Origin of the sequence: Microcoleus sp. T3_A4, assembly GCF_036700465.1 — a bacterium.
Lineage (GTDB): Bacteria > Cyanobacteriota > Cyanobacteriia > Cyanobacteriales > Microcoleaceae > Microcoleus.
This window is the reverse complement of the sequence record NZ_JAUBOY010000005.1, coordinates 63,753-86,980: the sequence shown is the minus strand read 5'-3', so window position 1 is coordinate 86,980 and position 23,228 is coordinate 63,753. Positions and strand designations below refer to the sequence as shown.

Sequence of the window (23,228 nt, the reverse complement as noted above, 5' to 3'; positions counted from 1 at the left end):
TCTTTCCTATCCCCTAGCGAAGCATAAAGGGGATAGGGCTTTTTAGGCTTTTTTACAAACGCGATTTTTGCTCAGCCACCATTACAGTTTGTGCTGACTCTACATCACTATTTTCTAAGAAATCGAGCAATTTATCTATCTGGTTAGCATCGGCGTTTGCCAGAATTTCTTCCTCTACCAGTTCAGCTAAATTCTGAATGGTGGGAGCGGCAAAAAAATCGCACAGCGCTAACTCTATCCCAAAGCACGATCGCACTCGCGATATTAACTGTGTTGCCATCAGAGAGTGACCGCCGAGATCAAAAAAGTTTTGGTTAGTTCCTACTTTTTCTAGCCCTAAAAGAGCAGTCCAAATTTCAGCAATTTCTTCCTCTGTGGGCGTTTGTGGCTCAGTGAAGGCTGTTTCATCAGAAACGTAATCGCACCTTTGAGATAAGGCGAGGCGGTCAATTTTTCCGTTGGGCGTTAGTGGCAGCGCATCTAATAGCACAAAAGCTGAAGGCACCATGTGATCGGGCAGTTTGTGCTTCAAAAATGAACGCAGTTCGGAAATAAATTCTGGGTGCTGATTTCTGAACCCTGAGTCAGGAACTAGGTAAGCGACTAGGCGTTGATTGCCTGGTTCATTTTCTTGAAGCAAAACAGCAGCGGTGGACACAGAAGAATGTTGAGAAAGTGCTGCCTCTATTTCTCCGAGTTCGATGCGGAAACCGCGAATTTTTACTTGGCAATCGCCACGGCCCAGAAATTCTATATTACCATCCGGCAGGTAACAACCGATATCGCCTGTTTTGAACAAAACTTTTTGATGAGAATTACCGAGAAAATCTAATTTTTCTTGCCCAAACGGGTTAGAAATGAATTTTTCCGAGGTTAAGTCGGGGCGGTTTAAGTAGGCCTGTGCCAATCCATCCCCGCCGACGTAAATCTCGCCGGGAATTCCTATCGAAACGGGTTGCAAATTGCGATCGAGCAGATAAATTTGCGTGTTGGCGATCGGGCGACCGATTGGAACTTTCTCGACACAGTTAGTTGCATCGTACCACGTCACGTCCGCAGCTACTTCCGAAGAGCCATAAAGATTGATTAATATCCGCTGGGGCATCTGCTCTCGAAATTGCTGGCAAAGTTCCATCGGCAGAGTTTCTCCGCTGCAAATCCAATATTTTAATTGAGGCAAACGCCTGTCTAAATCAGGGAAGGAATCTAAGATAGCGCGCAACAAAGAAGGAACCAGCACCAGTCGGGTTACATTTTGCTTTGATAAGGTTTGAAGGAATTGGTTAATATCTTTGACGGCTCGATCGGGAATAATCACAGTGGGCAACCCATGCAGCAAAGGAGCAAAGATTTCCCAAACCGAATCGACAAAATTTAAGGACGTTTTTTGACAGCAAATATCTGCTTCGATAAAAGGGTAGGGATTCCAAAAACAGCGATTGACTGTGCCTCGGTGGGTGCCGAGTACGCCTTTGGGAGTGCCTGTGGAGCCGGAAGTGTACAGGACGTAAGCGAGGTTTTCGGCTGGCACTTTAACAGCGGGGTTGCGATCGCTCTGGCGGGAAATTTCCTCCCATTCGGCGTCGATACAGACGACTTTTGCGCTGTGTTCGGGGAGGGTTTCTAGGAGGTTTTTTTGAGTCAAAAGCATCGGAACTTTTGCGTCCGCCAGCATGAAGGATCGGCGTTCTTGGGGATAAGCAGGATCGACAGGAACGTAAGCGGCACCGACTTTTAAAATGCCCAAAATGGCTACCAGCATTTCCAGCGATCGCTCTAAGCAAATTCCCACCAAAACTTCGCGTTTTACACCTAGAGATTGCAGGTAATGCGCGATTTGGTTGGCTTTGGCATTCAATTCGCGGTAAGTCAATTGTTCATTTTCGCAAATTGCAGCTACTGCATCTGGGGTTCGCTCTGTTTGCGCTGCAAATAATTCGTGAATTGAGGAATTTTTGGGGTAATCCGCTTGGGTGTCGTTCCACTGGACAAGTAATTGCTGGCGTTCGGCGGCGCTCAATAGGGGCAATTCTGACAGTTTCCGCTCAGGATTGGCAGTCATTCCCTCTAGTAAAGTTTGCAGGTGTCCGAGCATCCGCGCGATCGCACTGTCCTCAAAGCGGTTGCTGTTGTAACCAATTTTGAGCGCCAACTCCTCACCCGGCACCACCGTCAGCGTTAGGGCATAGTTCGTCTTTTCAAAAGAAAGAACGCTTTCTATTTCCAGGTTTTTAACCCGCTTCTGCAAAGAAGACTCTAAGGGATAGTTCTCAAAAACTACCAGCGAGTCAAACAAAGGCAGCCCGCGCGACACTTCGCTCCACCGCTGCACCTCTACCAAGGGGCTGTATTCGTACTGCCGCGCCTCTATTTGTCGATCCTGCAACTGCTTGAGCCAAGACAGCAGCGAGTCTTTTTGGCGAATCTTGACGCGCGCGGGCTGGGTGTTGACGAACATCCCCACCATCGATTCTACTCCCGCCAAGTCTGGTGGACGACCGGAGACAACCGTTCCAAAAATAACGTCTTCCTCGCCACTGTAGTGGCTCAGAAGCAGCCCCCAGGCTCCTTGTACTAGAGTATTTAGCGTCAATTGCTGCTGCCGAGCTAACGATCGCAGTGCTGCTGTTGTCGCTACAGACAGCAGGATTTGCTGTTCCCGATCGCTTTCTTCTCCCGCCGCGGACCCAAAATCCCGCTCAATTGGCATCGGCGTGGGTGCGGTAAAGCCTTGGAGGCGCTGCCGCCAAAACGACTCAGCCTCAGACAAATTCTGCTGCTGTATCCAAACAATGTAGTCGCGATAGGGGCGCGGGCGCGGCAAGGATAATTGCTCGCCGTTGAGTTCGGCTTGGTAAAAATCAAAGACTTCTGTGAGGATGGCGGGGTTAGACCAGCCATCTAGCAGCAGGTGGTGGTGGCTCCAGATGAAATAATAAGTATCTTGTGCCAGTTTGATCAGAGTCATCCGCATCAACGGCGGTTGCCGCATATCGAAACCCCGCTCGCGATCGCTTTTGAGAAAGGTTTCTAGCTGCTGTTGCTGTGCTGCGGGCGCGAGTCCTTGCCAGTCGCACTCCTCCCAAGGCAGTTGGGCTTGTCGGTAGACGACTTGAACGGGTTCTTTGAGGCCTTCCCAGACAAAGGAAGTACGCAAGATGGGATGTCGATCGGTCACGTGCTGCCACGCCTGCTTGAATGCCTGCGCGTTCGCCAGTTTGCGAAGCGTGCAAGTTAATTGCTCGAAATAAACTCCGGAGTTGGGAGAGTAGAGGGTGTGAAAGAGCATCCCCTGCTGCATGGGCGAGAGGGGGTAAAAATCTTCAACGTTTGCTTTGCCCATTTCAAACTTTTCCAATTGCTGAAAGAATGTCTTCTAGGTCGTTTTGCGTCCACTGACTCCACTTGAATTCTGCAAAGTCAGAGGGAGTGCAGCCGAATGCTTCGGGTTCCTGGGAAGCCAGGGCGATCGCTCGCAGGGCTTCGGCAAATTTTTGCGCTAAATTCTCCACCGTAGAACGTCGGTGAATTTCCTCGCTGTAAGTCCAATCCATTCGCAACTGCCCGCCCGCAACAAATCCGTTAATTTCTATCAAATAGCTGCGGTTTCCTTCGGGACTGAAAGGCTGCCCGACGGATTCCCCAGACAGGGCAAATAAAGATGATTCAGGGAGAACTTGGTCGAACTGTCCGAAGTAATTGAAACTCACCTCTGCTGCAGGGAGGGAGATCAGTTTCTGGGAAATTTCGCCGCCGAGATATCGCAGTAACCCGTAACCCATACCGCGATTTGGGATGGCGCGCAACTGTTCTTTCACAGCCTTTAAGCCATCTGCGGGAGTGGAAGCTTCGCCGATCGACAGCAGTACCGGAAACACGGAAGTAAACCAACCCACAGTCCGCGAAACGTCTGCATCTGGGAAGATATCTTCCCGCCCGTGCCCGTCTAAATCAACCAGCAGCGATGGCTCTCGGGTCCACTGGGCAAACGCCCACGCCAGTGCTGCCAGCAGAACGTCGTTAATTTGAGTTCGGTAGACTTTGGGAACTTCGTGCAGCAAGACGTTAGTGTCTTCAGCAGCGATCGCCACCGACACGATGCGCGACTGCGCTACCGCATTGCTTCCCCCAGCGAAATCTACTGGCAGGGGAGAAATCGGCTTTTGCAGGTGTGCCAGCCAGTAATCGAATTCTTGGTGCAATGCTTCTGACTGAGCATATTCAACCAGCCGCTGTGCCCAATGTTTGAAAGATGTCGTCTTCGGCGGCAGCGAGATTGCAAGACCCCTGCTCAACTGTTCGCAGGCATTCTGCAAGTCTTCGAGCAAAATTCGCCACGATACGCCATCGACAGCTAAGTGGTGGATAACTATTAGCAGGCGCGAAGGTTGCTGCGCCCCCAGATCGAACAGAACAGCGCGCCCGATCGGTCCTTCTGACAGGTTTAAGCTTGCCTGTAGTGCATCGGCTTTAGACAAAATAGCACAATTTTGCTCATTTGTCAACACATTAGATAAATCTAATTTTTCAAACGGCACGGCTCCCCCCGGTTCCGCATTGAACTGCTGCCAGCCAGATTCGCCGGGGGCAAAGCGCAGGCGCAGGGCGTCGTGGTGCGTCAGAAGTTGCGCGAACGCTCGCTCCAGCAGCACTGCTTCGAGGGGTTGCCGCACTTCTAACATCACGGCTTGATTCCAGTGATGCCGAAAGGCAAAATTTTCTTCAAAGAACCACTGCTGCACGGGAGTCAGCGGCACCGCGCCCGTCACCGGTTTTTGCTCGGCTCGCACAGCCTCGACAGTGCCAGCAGCGGCTGCCAGAAACGCGATCGTCTGGTGCTGGAATAGCAGTTTGGGAGTCAGTTGAATCCCCGCTCGATTGGCTTTGGCGACAATCTGAATGCTGAGAATCGAATCTCCGCCCAACTCGAAAAAGTTGTCGTGTATGCCCACTCGCTCGATTCCGAGAACCTCCATCCAAATACTGGCTAGCTGCTGCTCGAGGCTGCTGCCAGGAGCCGCGAAAGTCTCTTCCAAGTCGGATCGCGTCAAGTCTGGCGCTGGGAGCGCAGCCCGATCGAGCTTGCCGTTAGGCGTTAGAGGCAGTTTCTCCAGCAAGACGAAGGCAGACGGCACCATATACTCTGGCAAGCGTTCTTGCAGGAACTGGCGCAGCTCGCTAGAAGAGAGTGAAGAATTTTGCTCTCGGGCGTCGGGGACGACGTAAGCGACGAGACGCTTGCGAGCATTCGCCTTTTCCCACACCAAAACCGCGCTTTCCCGCACTGCCGGATGCTGGGAGAGTGCCGCCTCAATCTCTGCGAGCTCGATGCGGAAGCCGCGAATTTTCACCTGATTGTCAATGCGACCAATTAGCTCGATATTGCCGTCTGGCAAGTAGCGAGCTAAATCCCCAGTTTTGTAAAGGCGATTTGAAGGCCCGAAAGAAGAAATTTCTTCGCAGAAGGGGTTGGCAATGAATTTCTCAGCGGTTAATTCGGGGCGGTTGAGATAGCCCCGCGCCAAGCCTGCACCGCCGACGTGCAGTTCTCCGGGAACGCCGATCGGCACGGGCCCCAAGGCAGCGTCTAAGATGTAAAGCTGGGTGTTGGGAAAGGGCCGTCCGATGGGGACTAACTGCTCGCCCGCTAAATTTCCCGCCGCGCTTTCAAAATAGCAACTGTCGATCGTGGCTTCAGTGATGCCAAAGGAGTTAATCAACCGAGTTTCTCTGCCGCAAAATTGCCGGAATTTTTCATATTCCGAGCCATACCAACTGTCTGAGCCGCAGACGAGGATTTTCATAAAGTCGAGCCGCTGTCCGCTCTCTTCTAGGTACTGGATCAGGTTCCTCAAGACGGCGGGAACGAATTCGGCAAAGTCGATCTTTTGCTGCAGCATCAGTTCGTAGAGTTCCTGCGGCGCGAGCAGCTTCTGGCGATCGCACAGCACCAGTTTGCCGCCAGAACACAGCGATCGCATCAAGTCGCCGCTAAAAACGTCGAAGGAGAAGCTGGCCATCTGCAGGTGAGATGTTACCCCAGAGCGAAGTCTATAAGCGGTTTCCCAGCCTAAATAGGCATTTACCAGACTGCTGCGATTGACTGCCACCCCTTTAGAGCGTCCAGTAGAACCCGAGGTGTAGGTAACGTAAGCGAGGTTTTCAGGCGTGGCTGTGTTAGAGGGGTTTTCTTCGCTCTCCAGGGCAACTTGCTCCCAGTCTGCGTCCAAACAAACGACTTTGCAGGAGTGCGGGGGGAGCTTGTTTAACAGGTGTTGTTGCGTCAGCAGCAGTGGTGCCGCGGCGTCTTCGAGCATATAAGCCAAGCGCTTCGGCGGGTAAGCGGGGTCTAGGGGCAGGTAGGCTGCACCTGCTTTGAGGACGCCCAGAAAAGCCGCGATCGCCTCTAGAGAGCGATCGGCGCAAACGCCCACCAGCACCTCTGGACTTGCTCCCAGCTTTTGCAAGTAATGCGCGATTTGGTTGGCCTTGGCGTTGAGCTGTTGGTAGGTTAGCTGCTGGTTGTCAAAGACTGCCGCCGGGGCGTCGGGGGTTTGCTCCACCTGTTTTTCAAACAGATCCTGCGGGCACTGGTTGGGCAAATAACCCGTATTGGTGTTATTCCACTGCAGCAGTTGCTGCTTTTCGGCAGCAGTCAGCAGGGGCAAGCTGGAGAGGTGCTGCTCTGGATTAGTGGCGATACCTTCCAACAAGGTTTGCAGGTGTCCGAGCATCCGGGTAATGGTGGCGTGATCGAACAAATCCGTGCTGTATTGCACTGAGGCTTGCAGCCTTTCCCCCACTTCTTCTAAATCCAAGCTCAAATCACACTGCGTCGTATTCGTTTCGACCTCGAGCATACTTAAAGTCAATCCGGGCAGATCCAAGGGCGGCATGGGGTTATTCCGCAACTGGAACATAACCTGAAATACCGGGTTATAACTCAGACTGCGCTCGGGTTGCAGTTCCTCAACCAGTTTCTCAAATGGCAAGTCTTGGTGCGCGTAGGCTCCCAAAGTCACCTCGCGCAAGCGTTGAAGCAATTCTCGAAAAGTAGGATCGCCGGAAACGTCAGTCCGCAACACCAGCGTATTGACGAATACGCCAATAAGCCCTTCTATTTCCGCGCGGTTGCGGTTGGCGATCGGCGAGCCGACTACCAAGTCTGTCCGCCCTGTATAGCGGTAAAGCAGCGCTTTAAATGCCGCCAGCAGCGTCATAAACAGGGTAACGTCCTCCCGCTGGCTGAGGTTTTTGAGGGCGGCTGTCAGATCCTCAGACAGCAATACCGACTGGGTTGCGCCTTCGGAGGTTTGAATAGGAGGGCGGGGTCGATCGGCAGGCAGTTCCAGCAAGGGAGGCGCTCCCTCCAACTGTTGCTTCCAGTACGCAAGCTGAGTTTGCAGCACTTCGCCGCAGAGCCAGTTGCGCTGCCAGATCGCAAAGTCGGCATACTGCACGGGAAGCTCTGGAAGCTGCGGTTGGTTTCCGGCGGATAAGGCTTCGTAAATTGCCGCCAGTTCCCGCGCCAGCACTCCTATCGACCAGCCATCTGAAACGATGTGGTGCATCGTCAGCAGCAGGACGTATTCTTCTTCGCTAAGCTGTAGCAAAGATGTCTGCAGCAAGGGGCCTCGCTCTAAGTCAAAGGGCTGTTGCGCTTCCTTTGCAGATAGCTGATTTACGGCTGCCTCTCGATCGCTCTGGGGCAGTTCTCGCAGGTCTATTACTGGCAGTCGCAGGGGAGTTCCAGGAGGAGCAATGACTTGAATTGGCTGTCCCTGAACCTCAGTAAAAGTCGATCGCAAAGCTTCGTGCCGGTTGACAATTTCGTTGAAAGTTTGCTGCAACACGGCGACATTTAATTTGCCTTTGAGCCGGATAGCGCCTGGGAGATTGTAGAAAGATTTTCCTGCCTCGAACTGGTCGAAAAACCACAGCCGTTGCTGGGCGAAAGACAAGGGGAGCGAGTCGCCTTCTTTCCTTCTAGGAATTCTGCGATCGCTTGAGGATTCTACCCCCTTTTCTCGTAGCATCACTTCCAGCAATGCGCGTTTTTTTGCAGATAGTTTCAAATAGCTCATTTGACCCTGATTAATTTTGACTAGACTGCTGGAATTAATAAGTAGAGGGAGAGGCGATCGCCAATTCCCGATCGCCGACAGAAGTTTTCTCGGCTAGCATTCGCTCTACTTCTTCATCGGAAAGTTCCGCAAGACTCAGCAGCAATTGAGCGGTATTTTCAACGTTCTCTCGCTGCGCGGGATTTTCCACCAGGGCAGCGGCTTGCTCGGATGCCGTAGGCGACTCGAAGAAGGAGCGCATGGGGACATCTACCCCGAAGGTGTCGCGCACGGCTGAGATGATTTGCGTTGCTAGTAGGGAGTGCCCTCCTAAATCGATAAAAAAGTTGTCGTGAATGCCGATTTTTTCCACTCCGAGTATTTCAGCCCAGATGCCTGTGAGAACTTTTTCAACCGGGGTGTTAGGCGCGACAAAGGTTTTCGGAAGGAAGGCAGCATCCGGTGCGGGAAGAGCTTTGCGGTCTACTTTTCCATTGGCAGATAGCGGCAGCGCCTCCAGCATGACAAATGCAGACGGCAGCATATATTCGGGCAGCTTTTGGCTGAGAAATTGCCGCAATTCGCAAGTTTCTGGCGCTGCATTTTGTTGGGGAACCACATACGCTATTAACCGTTTCTGACTGCGATCTTCCCCGAATGCCGTTACTACACACGATCGCACTGCCTGGTGCTGGTTCAAAGCGGCTTCAATTTCTCCGGCCTCGATGCGGTATCCCCGAATTTTGATGCGGAAGTCTTCTCGCCCTAAAAATTCGATGTTGCCGTCAGGGAGGAAGCGCCCTAAATCTCCCGTTCGGTACAAGCGTTCGCCCGTGACGGGGTGCGTGACGAAGCTGGCGCGAGTTTTTTCTTCATTCCGCCAGTATCCTTTTGTCAGTCCCACTCCGGCACAGCACATCTCGCCGGCAACCCAGACGGGACAGTCTTCCAGCCTTTGATTCAAAATGTAATAGCGTGTATTGGCGATCGGCGATCCGTAGGGAATGCTGTTCCAAGAAGAATCAACAGTTTCTACCGGATACCAGATATTCCAAAGAGTAGTTTCGGTTGGCCCGCCGACACTGACAACGCGACATTCTTTGACGATCGCCCTTAACCTCTCAGGCAGCGTTATCGGTATCCAGTCTCCGCCGAGAAACGCCCAGCGCAAGCACTCCGGCAACACCTCAGAACGTGCGCCAGCGTAATCGAGCAGCATTTCCATCATCGGCGGAACCGAGTTCCAAATAGTGACGCGCTCTTTTACCATCAATTGAGCCCAGTGAGCGGGGTCTAGCCGTTGTGCGGCATCGGGAATGACGATCGCTCCCCCGGCCGCTAGGATGCCGAAGATATCGTAAACCGACATATCGTGGTGCAGTGCGGTGACTGCGATCGCGCGATCGCACTCGGCCACATTAAACACTTGGTTGGTCTGAGCGATCGCATTGACTGCACCTCGGTGCGCGATCGCCACGCCTTTCGGCAAGCCTGTTGAGCCGGAAGTATAAATCACATAAGCTAAATCTTCCGGTTCCTGCACCGCCTCTAAAGCTTCGCTGCTTTCGGCAGCCAATTCGTCGTTATCGAGACAAATTCGCCGCACATTTTCCGGCCATTCCAGGCGCTGATTTAACTGAGATTGCGTCAAAACAATCTCAACTTCGCCATTTTCCAGCAAATACCACAGCCGCTCTTTTGGCAGCGCCGCATCTACGGGCAAATAAGCTGCCCCGGATGCCAGAATGCCCAGCACAGCGACGATTTGCTCCCATCCTTTTTCCATGACGACGGCAACCAACTGGTTAGGGCGAGCTCCCAGCTTCCGCAATCGGTGAGCTACTTGATTCGATCGCCGGTATAGTTCCTCGTAGGTGAGGGTGCGATCGCGCGTAATGATGGCGGGTTCGTGCGATCGCGACGTGACTTTCTCAGCAAACAATTCGTGCAGCAATACATCGGGAATGGGTGCTTCGATGCCCTTAGCCACGGGTTGCTGCTGCAACTGCGCCGTTCCCTGCCAAGCTGACTCCGAGCTTGCGAGGCGCTGCAACAGGTGGCAATAGGCGTCAAACATATCGTCAATCATCCCTGGCGGGAAGAGTTCTTCCACCGCATCCCAGTTCAAGAATAGAGTGCCGCCAGCTTCGCTGTACTGATTGTCTATCCAAACTTGGGGAGTTTGACCGACGACATAAACAACCTCTCCGATTTCTGCGATCGCGCCCAGTATGGAAGAATCGCTTTGTCCGGGGTTATTCTGCGGATTAGTCGTAAATACCACTGGCATGGGTGCCGCCGATGTCATCCGGTGCAGTTGCGCCAATTCTCGCAAAACGCGCACGCCGCTGACGTACTGGTGCTCTAAATCGAGCCAAAGCTGCTGAGTCAGGCGTTTTGCCCGAACTTCAAAACTTTCTCGGCGCGAGTTGTCTACTTCCAGCAAAGTAAACGAGGCAAACTCGCCGATAATGTCGTTGACTTGCGGGTGCAGCGAAAGGCGATTGAAACGCGGCACGTTGAGGGTAAACCGAGGGCTTTTGCTCCACAGCCCCAGAACTTCGGCATAAGCAGCCAGGAAAACGCCTGTGGGAGAAAGCGCCGATCGCGCGGCTCTGGCTTTAAGTTTTTTCCAGGTTTCCGGCTCTAGCTGAGCGCTCCAGCGCTTGAAGCGAGGCTGTGTCAGGGAACTCGGATGCTTGGCTAAGGGGAGTTCGGGCGCTGGTGGCAGAGTGGCGAGGCGATTTTTCCAATACTCTAAAGATTGCTGGAAAAATGAGGAATCTTGGAGCGCGATCGCAGCTAAAACGTAGTCGCGGAATGACAGTTGCAAAGGCACGCGCGGCGGAGCTATCCCGTAGGGAATCGCTGCGTTGGGATTGCGGTAAAACGTCACCAAATCTCGGAAGAGAATTTGATAGCTCCAACCGTCAATGCACAAGGCGTCAATGCTGACGTGCAAGCGGATGCGGCGATCACGTATCAGTGAGGCGCGAATCTCGAAAAGCGGCCAGCGATCGAGCGGCAGCACTTGGTGAGACAGGGACTCGCGAATTGCTTGGAGTTGGGAATTCACCGCCTCTGGGCTTTGCCCGCGCAAATCTAATACTGGAATTGCATAAGCTGGCACTGTTTCTAAAATTTGCTGTTGCCCGTCTGGATGGACGATCGCGCGCAGCATATCGTGGCGTTCCACCACTCGCTGCCACGCCAGGCTAAACCGCTCTAAATCTATATCGTCGCCTTCAATTTCTACATAGCCGTGAATAGCGACATTCCCCATTTCAAAAAAGCTATTTCTCCCGATCCAGTAAGCCTGCTGCATTTCATTGAGCGGAAATGGTTCGTAGCGATTTTGAGGATCGGGGACGATTGCAGGCAGTTGCACAAGGGCGCGGGGTTCGATCGCCTGCTGCGCTTTAGCGATGGCGATCGCTTCTGCCAAACTTTCCACCGTCGGAGACTGAAACAAACTCCGCAGCGGCAACTCTACCTGAAACGTTTCTCGCACTTTAGCAATCAGTTGCGTTGCTAGCAGGGAATGTCCTCCGAGCTCGAAGAAATTGTCGCCAATTCCTATTTGTTTGACGCCGAGTACATTGCTCCAAATTTCAGCGAGTAACTGTTCTTCCGGAGTGCGAGGTGCCAAAGCGGCGTTTAATGGGAAGTTTTCTGTATCGGGCGCTTTCAGCGCTTTGCGGTCTACTTTTCCATTCGGCGTCAGCGGCAGCGCATCTAGCAGCACAAAAGCCGAAGGCAGCATATATTCCGGCAGCTTCTCCTTCAGGAAAGAACGCAATTCACTTGCGGCGATCGCGCCCTCTTGGCTGAGCACTGCATAAGCCACTAAACATTTATTGCCTGGTTCATCTTCTCGAACCACAACCACAGCTTGTCGCACGTTCGGGTGCTGGCTTAATGCCGCTTCAATCTCGCCGAGTTCGATGCGGAAGCCCCGCACCTTGACCTGATTGTCAATGCGATCGACATATTCGATATTTCCATCGCTCAGGTATCGGGCTAAGTCCCCGGTTTTGTACAGGCGCGCCCCCGGGCGATCGCGGAATGGGTGAGAAATAAATTTTTCGGCGTTTAATTCCGGGCGATTCAGATAACCTCTAGCCAATCCGTCACCGCCGATGTGCAGTTCGCCAACAATTCCCACCGGAACCGCTTGGAGATTGCCATCGAGAATGTAGATTTCAGTATTCGCGATCGGGCGTCCGATCGTCTCAGGAACATTTTGGCGTCGATGCCGAGATTCCAAAGCATTGACGTGGCAAGTTGTTGACCAAACTGTCGTTTCTGTTGGCCCGTACATATTCCACAGAGAACCGCCTTTTTCTAATAGCCGATCGGCCAGTTCTCGTGGCAAGGCTTCGCCGCCGGCGAGCATTTTTAATTGAGGGCTACTTTCCCAGCCAGCCGCCAGCAACAAGCGCCATGTGGCAGGCGTTGCTTGCAAAACTGTGACACCACAGTTCTGCAATGTAGAGAGCAATAGTTCGCCATTGGCGGTGACTTCTCGACTTGCTAATACTATCTTTGCCCCTACCATCAAGGGCAGATAAATTTCTAGAGCCGCAATATCAAAACAGATGGTAGTGACCGCCAGTAAAATGTCCGACTCTGTTAATCCCGGAGCCTCGCGCATGGAATTTAAGAAGTTGACCAAAGACTGGTGGTAGATTTGTACGCCTTTTGGTTTTCCTGTAGAGCCGGAAGTGTAAATGGTGTAGGCTAAGTTGTCGGAGTTAGCGCGTTGGTCGGGGTTCGCTTGGCTCTGTTGAGAAATTCTACCCCAATCTGCATCCAAGCATACCAATTGCGCTTCCTGTTCTGGCAGTAAAGCCAGCATTTTTTGCTCAGTTACAAGGATTTTTACTCGAGCATCTGACAAAATATAGGCAATGCGCTCTAGGGGATAACTCGGATCGATGGGAACGTAAGCGCCGCCTGCTTTGAGAATGCCGAGCAAACCGACAATCATGTCGAGCGATCGCTCCGTACAAATTCCCACCAAAACTTCTGGTTTTACACCGAGTTTTTGCAGGTAGTGCGCGACTTGATTTCCTCGTTCATTCAGTTCGCGGTAGGTAAGTTTTTGGTCTTCAAATACGACTGCAATTGCATCGGAATTTCGATCGACCTGCGCTTCAAATAATTGGTGAATGGTGGAATCTTTTGGATAATCGACTTGCGTATTATTCCACTCGATTAGGAGTTGATGCCGATCGCGATCGCTCAACAATGGCAACTCTGAAATGCGCGTGTCGGCATTGCCGATAATTCCTTCCAGCAAAATCTGAAAATGCCCGTGCATCCGCGCGATCGTGCTGGGTTGGAACAGGTTGGTGCTGTACTCCCACGTCGCTATCAACCCCCGCTCAGTTTCTTCCAGAAATAGCATCAAGTCGAAATTAGCGGTTCCGGTATCAATTTCATGGGAATTTAATGTCAGCCCTGGCAATTCTAGAGTCTGCGTCAAGCCGTTTTGCAAGGCAAACCCCACTTGAAACAGTGGCGAGTAGCTCAAATCTCGCTCTGGCTGCAACTCCTCGACCAGCTTCTCAATCGGTACATCTTGATGCGCGTAAGCGCCTAATGCCACCTCTCGCACGCTCCTTAGCAACTCTCGAAAAGTCGGATTTCCATTTAAGTCAGACCGCAGCACTAAAGTATTGACAAAAAATCCAATTAATGATTCAATATCGCGGAGATTGCGGCTGGCGATGGGAGAGCCAACTAAAATATCTGTCTGCCCCGTGTAGCGATAAAGCAGCGTCTTGAAAGCTGCCAGCAATGTCATAAATAGGGTGGCTTTTTCTTGCTGGCCCAATTGGCCCAGCGCCAAGCTCAAATCTTTGGGCAACTCCCAAGTTTGTCTCGCACCTTGGAACGTTTGAACGGCGGGGCGAGGAAAGTCTGTTGGTAAATTTAGAATCGGCAAGCTGCCGCTTAACTGCTGCTTCCAGTAAGCCAGTTGCGTCTCTAATATTTCTCCTTGCAACTGCTGGCGCTGCCATGTGGCAAAGTCGGCGTATTGAATTGGCAGCGGGGAAAGCAAGGGTAAACGATCGCTAGAAAAAGCTTGATAAAATTCTGCCAACTCCCGGAGAAATACGCCTAGGGACCAACCATCAAAAATGATATGATACACGGTTAGAAGTAAGACGTGTTCTGTTTCGCCCAGGCGCAGCAGTTTGGCGCGCAGCAGAGAGCTTTGCCCCAAGTCAAAGGGAGCTCGCGCTTCTTCCGCAGACAGCCTTTGCACCTCGGCCTGGCGATCGTCTGGAGAGCGATCGCTCAAATCTATCAGCGGCATTTGGAAATCGCCCGCAGCAGCGACAACCTGTATCGGTTGCCCTTCCACAGCGGCAAACGCAGTTCTCAAAATCTCGTGTCGCTCGATAATTTTCTCAATACTTTGCCTGAGTGCTTCTGCATTAAGTTGTCCTGTGATCCGAACTGCACCGCAGAGGTTATAAAAGGGGTTTCCTGGTTCCAATTGGTCAAAGAACCATAAGCGCTCTTGAGCAAAAGACAGGGGGATGTTTTGTAGGCGAGAAACTGCCTGAATAGACGCTATTTTCGGCGCTTCTGCCAATTTTTCTAAAATTTTTTCAGCCAGTTGAGCAAGGCTTAATTCCTGGAATAAGTCTTCTATTGATAAAGCTATTTTTAGATCGGTTTCGATCTGATTTTTAAATTCAAAGACCGCCAATGAATCCAAACCCAAGTTACTAAAACCCTGTGCTGATTGGATTTGAGAAATGCTGACTTTCAGCACCCTCGCTACCTGCTGTCGCAAATAGGTTTCTAACTGTGCCTGCTGTTCGGCTAACTCGGCTGTCAGCAGATTTTCTCGCGTGAGGCGATTCTCGATTTCCACCGAATCAGCTAACTCTAAAATGCTACTGACGACAACTTCCAATTTGTCAGCTAGAAAGTCAGCACAGGCGGCGCGACGTTGAATTTTACCACTGGTAGTTTTCGGAATGCTTCCCGGCTTAATCAGCACTACTCCATAGGCTTGTACTTCATATTCGATCGCAATGCGATCGCGGATGGCGCTGATAATTTCCTCGCTATTGGTCGGTGTTTTGCGAGATTCTATTTCTTGGACAATAACGAGTTGTTCAGTGTCGGCAATTTTTACGGAAAATGCTGCGTTAGCCCCCAACCGTAAAGTGGGGTAACTTTGCTCTGCCGTTCTTTCTATATCTTGGGGGTAAAGATTGCGACCTCGGATGATAATCAAATCTTTGAGTCGCCCTGTAATAAACAGTTCTCCGTCTCGTAAAAAGCCTAAATCTCCAGTTCGCAAAAATGGCCCTTCGCTGGTATCTGAAAGATATGCTTGAAAGGTTTTTTCTGTCTCTTCTGGGCGATTCCAATAGCCTCGCGTCACTGTTTCGCCAGCTACCCAAATTTCTCCGACTTCCTGCGGCTGGCATTGCGTCAGAGATTCGGGATTGACGATCGCAACTTTAGTGCCAAATTCAGGGAAACCGCAGCCGACTAAAGTTCTCGCGCCACGATCGCCTTCCAAAACTTCTACAATGTGATTATTTTCCAGCGCCCCCGCGTCAACAGGTAAGAAAGTCGGTGTTATTCCGCTGCAAACCGTGGCAATTTTTAGCGTGGTTTCTGCCATTCCGTAAGCAGGACAAAAGGCATCCGCGTGAAAACCGCAGGGTTCAAAAGCTTGGGTAAATCTCTCTAGGGTTTCTTTGTGGATGGGTTCTGCGCCGTTATAGGCGACGCGCCAACTACTCAAGTCGAGCATTTTTTCGCCATTGCCCAACATTTTGCTGATTTTGCTAGCACACAAGTCGTAAGCAAAATTTGGCCCGCCGCTGTGGGTAGCTTTGTAGCGCGAAATCGCTTCCAACCAGCACATTGGGTTCTGAATAAACGCCGCTGGTGGCATGAAGTAAGAGGGAATTCCCAGATACAAAGGTTTGAGCAATCCGTCTATTAACCCCATGTCGTGAAAGGGGGGAAGCCACGTTACGGCAACGCTTTCGGCATCGTGATCAAAGCCTCGGTGAATGTATTCGATGTTGTACAAAACGTTGGCGTGGCTCACCATTACGCCTTTGGGGGTGGAGGTTGAGCCGGAGGTGTACTGAAGATAAGCCACTTCGTTGGGATGGATGGGTGGCTGCTGCCACTTTTCGCCGTCATCGGCAAGCGCCTCTGCTGTCAGCCAGCGCATCGCTTTGAGTTCTGGCGCTTGATCGCATAGCTGCTCTAAATTTTCCAAGTGTCGCGCGGGTGCGATCGCAAGTGTTGCTCCTGCATCTTTGGCGATCGCACTAATTTTCGCTAAATTCCGTTTCAGCTTCGGCGGATAGAGGGGAACTGCGATCACTTTGGCGTACAAACATCCAAAAAAGGCGGCGAGATAGTCCAATCCTGGCGGGAAAAGCAGTAACGCTCGTTCGCCAGTGACTCCCAATGTCTGAAGTCGCGTGGCGTGCGATCGGGCGATCGCATCTAACTCTCGATAAGTCAAACTGGCGGTTTCAGTTTTTCCGTCTAACAGAAAAGTATATTTCTGCTCTGGTTGGTGTAATGCTCTGTTTTTTAGAAGTTCTACTAAATTGGTACAACTTTCGGTGAGTTGGTTTCCCTTAATGCTTGCGTCACTCATCGATTCTTTTTACCTATAAATCTTGTTTGCAGTACGCCAACCAGTTCCGCCCAATTCTTTCCACATAGACGTTCTGTGAACAGTTGTCGGGCGTTACGAGTCTCCCATCAGCGCGTTTGAGTCTTCAATTCGGGTATGAGCGCTTGTTTTCACGTTTTGTTGTCGATCGCGCTGTTCGGCAATGGCTCCGGGGCGATTTCAGTCCGCGCCAGCTTCGATATCAGCTTCAGGGGCTTTACGGCTATCGACTTTAAGCATAGTAGGCTAGATGATATTTATTGTCAAGAGTAGTTGAGAGAATTTATTGACTCCTCTCATTGCCTATATGACAATATTTTTTAACTTTTGCCATAGCATTTTAGGCGGTCGTTTGTCTAGCCCTGACAATAAACCATACTACGCAAGTGGTGTCCAAGGAAATAGAGGGGTGAGACCCCCTATCATGAGATGCAATAATTTTTCATTAGTTAACTCTTGACAGATGCAAGTGCTCTGTTATCTAATTAAGGCACTTTCTCATTAAGCGTCCAGCGACTACTTACTTTAACCGAGGAAGGTGCCAACCGTGGGCGATCGTCCAGAGCGCCACCGGACTGAGGAGTTCGCCCTCACGCGCCTGCTGTATTCCCAGACAAATGCCACTAGCGACGGGAGAATCGGATCGAACTGCGCCCGACAACTGGGCCGGATCTTCTGCACGTCAGTTTCAAGAGGCACACAAGAGCAGTAACGCTGCCACAAATCATGTTGTGCAAGCAACGCAAACCACATATCCGAAGTTCCATTAATTGTTGATTTAAGAGTAATGAACAGATCGCAGAAATTACTAAGTAGCCTTGGGCTGGCAGGAGTCGTGTCGGCGGTAGTCGCTCAGTCGGCGTGCGCTTCCAACATCGCGCAAGTGACGGGCGTTCGCCTCAACCCCACGTCAGAAGGCATTGAAATCATCCTAGACACTGAAGATGGAAGACCCCTGCAAGTCTTCACCACCACCTTTGGCGAAACTTTACAAATTGATGCCATCACCGCTCAACTGCGACTACCGGGGGGAAATGAGTTTCGTCAAGACAAACCGGCTGCGGGAATTGCTTCTGTCACCGTTACTCCTTTAGATAACAACAGCATCCGAATCAGAGTCATTGGCGAGAGGGGTCAACCAGTGGCACGGGTGATTCCTAACGCTGCAGGTCTGATTCTCAGCTTAAAACCCACCTCGCAGATGACTGCTCGCCCGCCTGCACCGGCTCCTACAACACAGCCACCTGGGACACCCGGAGAACCCTTGCCACCGACCGGGCAGCAGGTAGAGATACCCGGAGAACCCTTACCGCCTACAGCGCAGCCACCTGGGACACCCGGAGAACCCTTACCGCCTACAGCGCAGCCACCTGGGACACCCGGAGAACCCTTACCGCCTACAGCGCAGCCGCCAGGAACGCCCGGAGAACCCTTACCGCCTACAGCGCAGCCACCTGGGACACCCGGAGAACCCTTGCCGCCGACAGCGCAGCCACCTGGGACACCACAGCCGGGGAGAGACCCGATTGAAATCGTCGTCACTGCAACACGAACCTCAGAAAGAGTGTCAAACGTGCCGCGCTCTATAACGGTGATAGACTCAGAAGAACTTCAGCGGGACACAGGGGCATCGAGAAATGTCGGGGAAGCTCTGGCAAATCAGGTTCCCGGTTTCGCGCCGCCGACTCAAACTACGAGCACTTATGGTCAAACTTTGCGGGGTCGCAACGTTTCCGTTCTGATTGACGGCGTGCCGCAAACGACCAATCTTCAATCTTTTGTCAGGGATTTTAGAAACATCGATCCCAGTGCGATCGAACGTATTGAAGTAGTGCGGGGGTCTACCGCAATCTACGGCGCTCAGGCTACAGGTGGCGTGGTTAATATTATTACTCGTCGGCCAACTGAGGAAAGGCTAACTGGTGTTACTGAAGTGGGCGTCAGTAGCGCTTTAACAAACACAAGAGATGCTTTAGGCTTTAACGCTCAGCAGACAATTTCTGGCCGAAGTGGCAATTTCGATATGACGGGCACTGTGTCGCTCGCCAGAAGTGGAGCTTTTTACGATGCCAAAGGCGATCGTATTCCCTTTTTTGAACTCGGCGGAGATAGCAGCACCCTCTTCAACGTGATGGGCAAAGTCGGGGTAGATTTGGACACCCAACAGCGGCTGCAACTAACTGTCAATCACTATCGGGAAACTCAAGATCCCAATGTAATTCCCGACTTTAGTGTTGACGAACAGGAAGGACGGCAAAAAGCCCGCGCCATCCGAACCGGAAATTTGGATATTGACGGGGTAACACCGGGAAATAGGAATACACAGCTCAACTTAAGTTACACCAACCAAAACCTTTTTGGCAGCAGCCTTCAAAGTCAAATTTACTATCGAACGCATTCCAATGTAGGTGTTCCTTCAGATTACCGCACGTCCGATTTCTTTGGGCCGTTTGTCGGCGTTACTCGTTCGCGCACCAACACCGAACAAATAGGAGGAAGGCTTGCGATCAACACTCCTTTATCGCGTGCCGAAAATCTTCGATTAACTTGGGGATCTGACTATGTTACTGAAGATAGCAGACAGCGTTTCGACCTGTACGACCCGGAGAGATTTGACGCAAGTGGCGGCCGGGTTTACCGGAAAATCTCCGAGCGTCCTTTCGTCCCTCCTTACACTTTCAACAGCCTTGGCTTTTTCGGTCAAATGGAATGGAATATTGACGATATCCTCATTCTAAGTGGTGGGATACGTCACGAACGCCTCGGGTTAAACGTCAATGATTATACCACTTTTAATGAGCGCCAGATCGAAGGAGGCGATCGCAAATTTAACGCCACCCTATTTAATACAGGGGCTGTCTATAAAATTACTGACAACTTCAACATATTTGGCAACTTTTCTCAAGGTTTCTCAGTTCCAGATTTCGGCCGCATCCTCCGCCAACCCCCCGACGATTTTGTCGGAATTGAATCTTCGTTAGAAGTAACTCAACCGCAAAAAGTCAACAGCTACGAAATTGGCATTCGAGGAGGGTGGCAATCCGTGCAAATGTCGCTTGCCGCTTTTTACAATACCTCCGATCTAGGAGTCCGTTTTACACCAGTTGGTAACACAGGCCGCCTGGAACTACAGCGCTCCCCAGAACGCATTTATGGCTTAGAAGGAACTGTGGATTGGCAACCTGCACAAGCATGGTCGCTCGGCGGGACTGCTACTTATATTCAAGGCGAATATGAGGACGAAAACAGTTACCTCGCCCTCGATAGCAGCCGAATTCCACCACTCAAGCTAACAGCTTATGTTCAAAACGAAACTTTGCCGGGATGGAACAATCGGTTACAGTTATTATATTCTGGAAATCGTGATCGGGCATTCAAAGACGGCTCGGATGGCGGCCCGATTAGCAGCTATCTCACACTGGATTACATCAGCGCGGTTAAAATTGGCTCTGGGCTGCTAGAAGTCAAAGTCGAGAATTTATTGAATAATCAATATTTTCCCGTGATCTCGCAATACTCCGCTGGATTTGAATCGGACAGCTCTAATTATGCAGGCAGAGGTTTGACTCTCAGTGTTAATTACCGCCTTAACTGGTAATTACAGCAGATTGCAGGTTTATGAGGTAGATTCAATATCCCCGTAGGGACACTCCAAGAACCCATTGGTGTCAATTTAAGCTGTTAGTCCGCTAGTCCTCGCGCCCACACGCTAGTCCGCCAGGGGTTGAAACCCCTGTCTAATAGCTAAAGTCCTCTCAAGAGGATTAATGAGTTGAGAAGTGTTTTTCTCAGTCCTCATAGTGAGGACTTTAGCTTTGAGACAGGGATTTCATTCCCTGTCGGACTATCGGTTTTACCTTAATGAGAACAGTTAACGGCTTTGAGAAAAATTTCGAGATGAAGTTCCGCAAACTCGCATTCAAACTGCACTTGTATTTGGGGTTAGTGGTAGGAATATTTCTAGCAGTAATTGCTTTAACGGGTAGCTTGCTGGTTTTCGGGCCCGAAATCGAGCGGTTCTTCAATCCCCAACTCCTGCAAGTAATTCCTCAAGGCGAACGGATACCGCTGGAAAATGTCCTGCAAATTGTCGAAAAAGCTTATCCGCAAAATCAAGCTCTTAGTATCTTGCTGCCACGCTCAGCGAAGGATATTTGCCAAGTTTCAATGCTGTCTAAGAGTGAGGAAATAGTTAGCGTTTATGTCAATCCTTACAGCGGAAAAATTACGGGTGGGCGCCTTTGGGAAGAAACTTTTACAGGTTTTATTTTTAAGTTACACGCGGAATTAGCTGGAGGAGAATTCGGTCATCTTGTGGTCGGTATTTGCGGTCTAGTAATGCTAGGACTAACTTTTAGTGGCTTGGTATTGTGGACGGGTTGGCGCAATTTGGCTCGCGGATTTTCTATTAATTGGCAAGCTCACTGGCAGCGGACTGTATTTGATTTACATAACGTTTCGGGCATTGTATCGGTTGCTTTTCTCATACTAATCTCTGCTACAGGGACAGCGATAATTTTTTACACGCCGGTTGAATCGGCTCTGTATTGGCTAACGAATGAAAAGCCACAGCCAGCATTGACTTCTCATCCCCACTCTAGCAGTTCGAGGCAAAACCTTGACGAAATCTTACACCAAGTTAATACCGTTTGGCCGGAAGCTACAACCACTTTTATTTCTCTGCCTTTGAAGCCTGAAGCCATTTTTAAAGTACGGAAAAAATTTCCCAATGAGCCGCACCCAAACGGGATTAGCACCATTTATCTCGACCAATATAGTGGCAAAATATTGCAGGCTGACAGTGTAAATTCAGCTTCTGTAGCAAATCGAATTCTCAACTCGCTTTATCCGCTACATATTGGCAGCTATGGCGGAATTTACTTGCGACTTGTACACGCGATCACAGGATTAGCAGCGATTGTACTGTTTGTTACGGGCGTACTAATGTGGCGGCAGCGGCACTTGGCAAAATTTTACCGCAAGGAGGCGAGACAGCAATATGAAGAATTATCTCCAGTTAGCCAGCAATGGCCTTGGTTTTAAGGAGAGCGGCGTGCGGTTGGATGCGGGTGTCATTCTCCTGCCTAAAAGCCCCGATTCTCTGAATTTTAAATTCTATCAATCGCCTATTTAATGCAAAAATTTATTCAACTCTGGCTGGGACAAACTGCTTCGATGATTGGCAGCGCTATGTCCGCGTTTGCGCTGACTATTTGGATTTGGGAGTCCACCAGTCAAGCGACGGCTTTGGCTTTGTTGATGTTTTTTACTCAATTGCCGCGCATCTTGCTTGCTCCGGTTGCTGGCATTCTCGTCGATCGCTGGAATCGAAAATTTTTGATGGGGATCGGTGATGCGGTTTCAGCTTTGTTAACGCTCACTATCCTATTACTTTATATCAGCCAAAACCTGCAAATATGGCATATATATGTAGCGGCTGCGATTAACGGAATTTTTGACCAACTTCAGCAGTTAGCTTACTCAGCAGCGATCGCCACAATGATGCCCGAAAAGCATTACAGCCGCGCTAGCAGTTTAAGTTTTTTGGCAAATTACGGCGCAAGTATTATTGCTCCGACGCTGGCGGGGATTCTCTATTCTGCGATCGGGTTGAGCGGGATTTTTACGATCGACCTGGCAACTTTTACAATCGCGATCGGCACGCTAGTATGTGTCAAAATACCACAGCCCGCGATCGCGCCAGCGTTGCGGAGCAATATCGCCTCGAATCCTCAGCCGACTCGCCCCCACCTGTTGCAAGAACTCAGCTTCGGATTCCGCTACATCGTCCAGCGTCCCAGCCTGCTTGCCTTGCTGGTGTCCGTTTCGCTATTCTGGTTCGCTCACGACATCGGCGCGGCCCTCTACTCACCGATGATTCTGGCACGCACCGGCAACAATGCCAGAATCCTCGGTACTATCCTTTCAGCCGCCGGCGCCGGCGGCGTTTTAGGAGCATCAATCGTCAGTATTTGGGGAGGCCCCAAACGCCGAATCCGGGGCTTTCTGCTCGGCATGGCAGGCGCGGGCTTGAGTAAAATAGTCTTTGCTTTTGGTCAGGCGCTTTCCATCTGGATTCCCGCTCAATTTTGTTCGTCTTTCAATTTCCCCATCCTCGGCAGTTCCAACGAGGCAATCTGGCTGGCGAAAGTCCCATCAGAATTACAGGGGCGTGTTTTTGCTACCAGAGCAGTTATTGTGCAATTGGCGTCAGCGATCGGTCTATTGATCGCAGGCCCACTTGCCGATCGCGTCTTTGAACCCGCCATGCAACCGGGAGGTTTTTTAGCAGCTATTTTTGGCGGAATTCTGGGGACAGGTGCCGGTGCTGGCATGGCTTTGTTATACGCTATCTCCGCGCTAGGCTTATTCCTCGTTGCAGTCGGTGGGTATGCTTGCCGGCTGCTGCGCGATGCGTAAAGGGGAAACGGAAAGAGGTCTTCTTCCTTCTTCCTGACATCCGTTATATCGTTTCCGGTTGCATCGAA

Annotated in this window: 7 protein-coding genes; 3 read left to right on the top strand and 4 right to left on the bottom strand. The window is 51.0% G+C overall.

The window, feature by feature from the left end; translation table 11 throughout:
- Nucleotides 1–52: 52 nt before the first annotated feature.
- The 4 genes from QUA07_RS04385 to QUA07_RS04370 all read right to left on the bottom strand — a co-directional run bounded on the left by QUA07_RS04385 (nucleotide 53) and on the right by QUA07_RS04370 (nucleotide 17,401).
- The gene (locus QUA07_RS04385; RefSeq protein WP_333322898.1) at nucleotides 53–3,343 is read right to left on the bottom strand and encodes an amino acid adenylation domain-containing protein; all 3,291 of its coding nucleotides are present in this window, start codon (nucleotides 3,341–3,343) and stop codon (nucleotides 53–55) included.
- Nucleotide 3,344: 1 nt separating this feature from the next.
- Entirely contained in the window at nucleotides 3,345–8,084 is a 4,740-nt protein-coding gene (locus tag QUA07_RS04380) for an amino acid adenylation domain-containing protein (protein WP_333322897.1), read from the bottom strand.
- Nucleotides 8,085–8,118: 34 nt separating this feature from the next.
- The gene (locus tag QUA07_RS04375; protein WP_333322896.1) at nucleotides 8,119–16,722 is read right to left on the bottom strand and encodes an amino acid adenylation domain-containing protein; all 8,604 of its coding nucleotides are present in this window, start codon (nucleotides 16,720–16,722) and stop codon (nucleotides 8,119–8,121) included.
- Nucleotides 16,723–17,260: 538 nt separating this feature from the next.
- Nucleotides 17,261–17,401 (bottom strand): hypothetical protein, encoded by a 141-nt coding sequence (locus QUA07_RS04370; RefSeq protein ID WP_333322894.1) that lies wholly within the window; start codon nucleotides 17,399–17,401, stop codon nucleotides 17,261–17,263.
- A gap of 126 nt (nucleotides 17,402–17,527) precedes the next feature.
- Here QUA07_RS04370 and QUA07_RS04365 point away from each other — a divergent pair, with 126 nt between their 5' ends.
- The 3 genes from QUA07_RS04365 (at nucleotide 17,528) to QUA07_RS04355 (ending at nucleotide 23,160) form a co-directional block, all read left to right on the top strand.
- Nucleotides 17,528–20,338, top strand: a complete 2,811-nt coding sequence (locus QUA07_RS04365; RefSeq protein WP_333322893.1) for a TonB-dependent receptor domain-containing protein — start codon at nucleotides 17,528–17,530, stop codon at nucleotides 20,336–20,338.
- Nucleotides 20,339–20,601: 263 nt separating this feature from the next.
- A complete protein-coding gene (locus QUA07_RS04360; RefSeq protein WP_333322891.1) occupies nucleotides 20,602–21,783 on the top strand; it encodes a PepSY-associated TM helix domain-containing protein in 1,182 nt (393 codons plus the stop codon).
- Nucleotides 21,784–21,873: 90 nt separating this feature from the next.
- Nucleotides 21,874–23,160: an MFS transporter gene (locus tag QUA07_RS04355; RefSeq protein WP_333322889.1), complete on the top strand. Its 1,287-nt coding sequence runs from the start codon at nucleotides 21,874–21,876 to the stop codon at nucleotides 23,158–23,160.
- The last annotated feature ends 68 nt before the right edge of the window (nucleotides 23,161–23,228 follow it).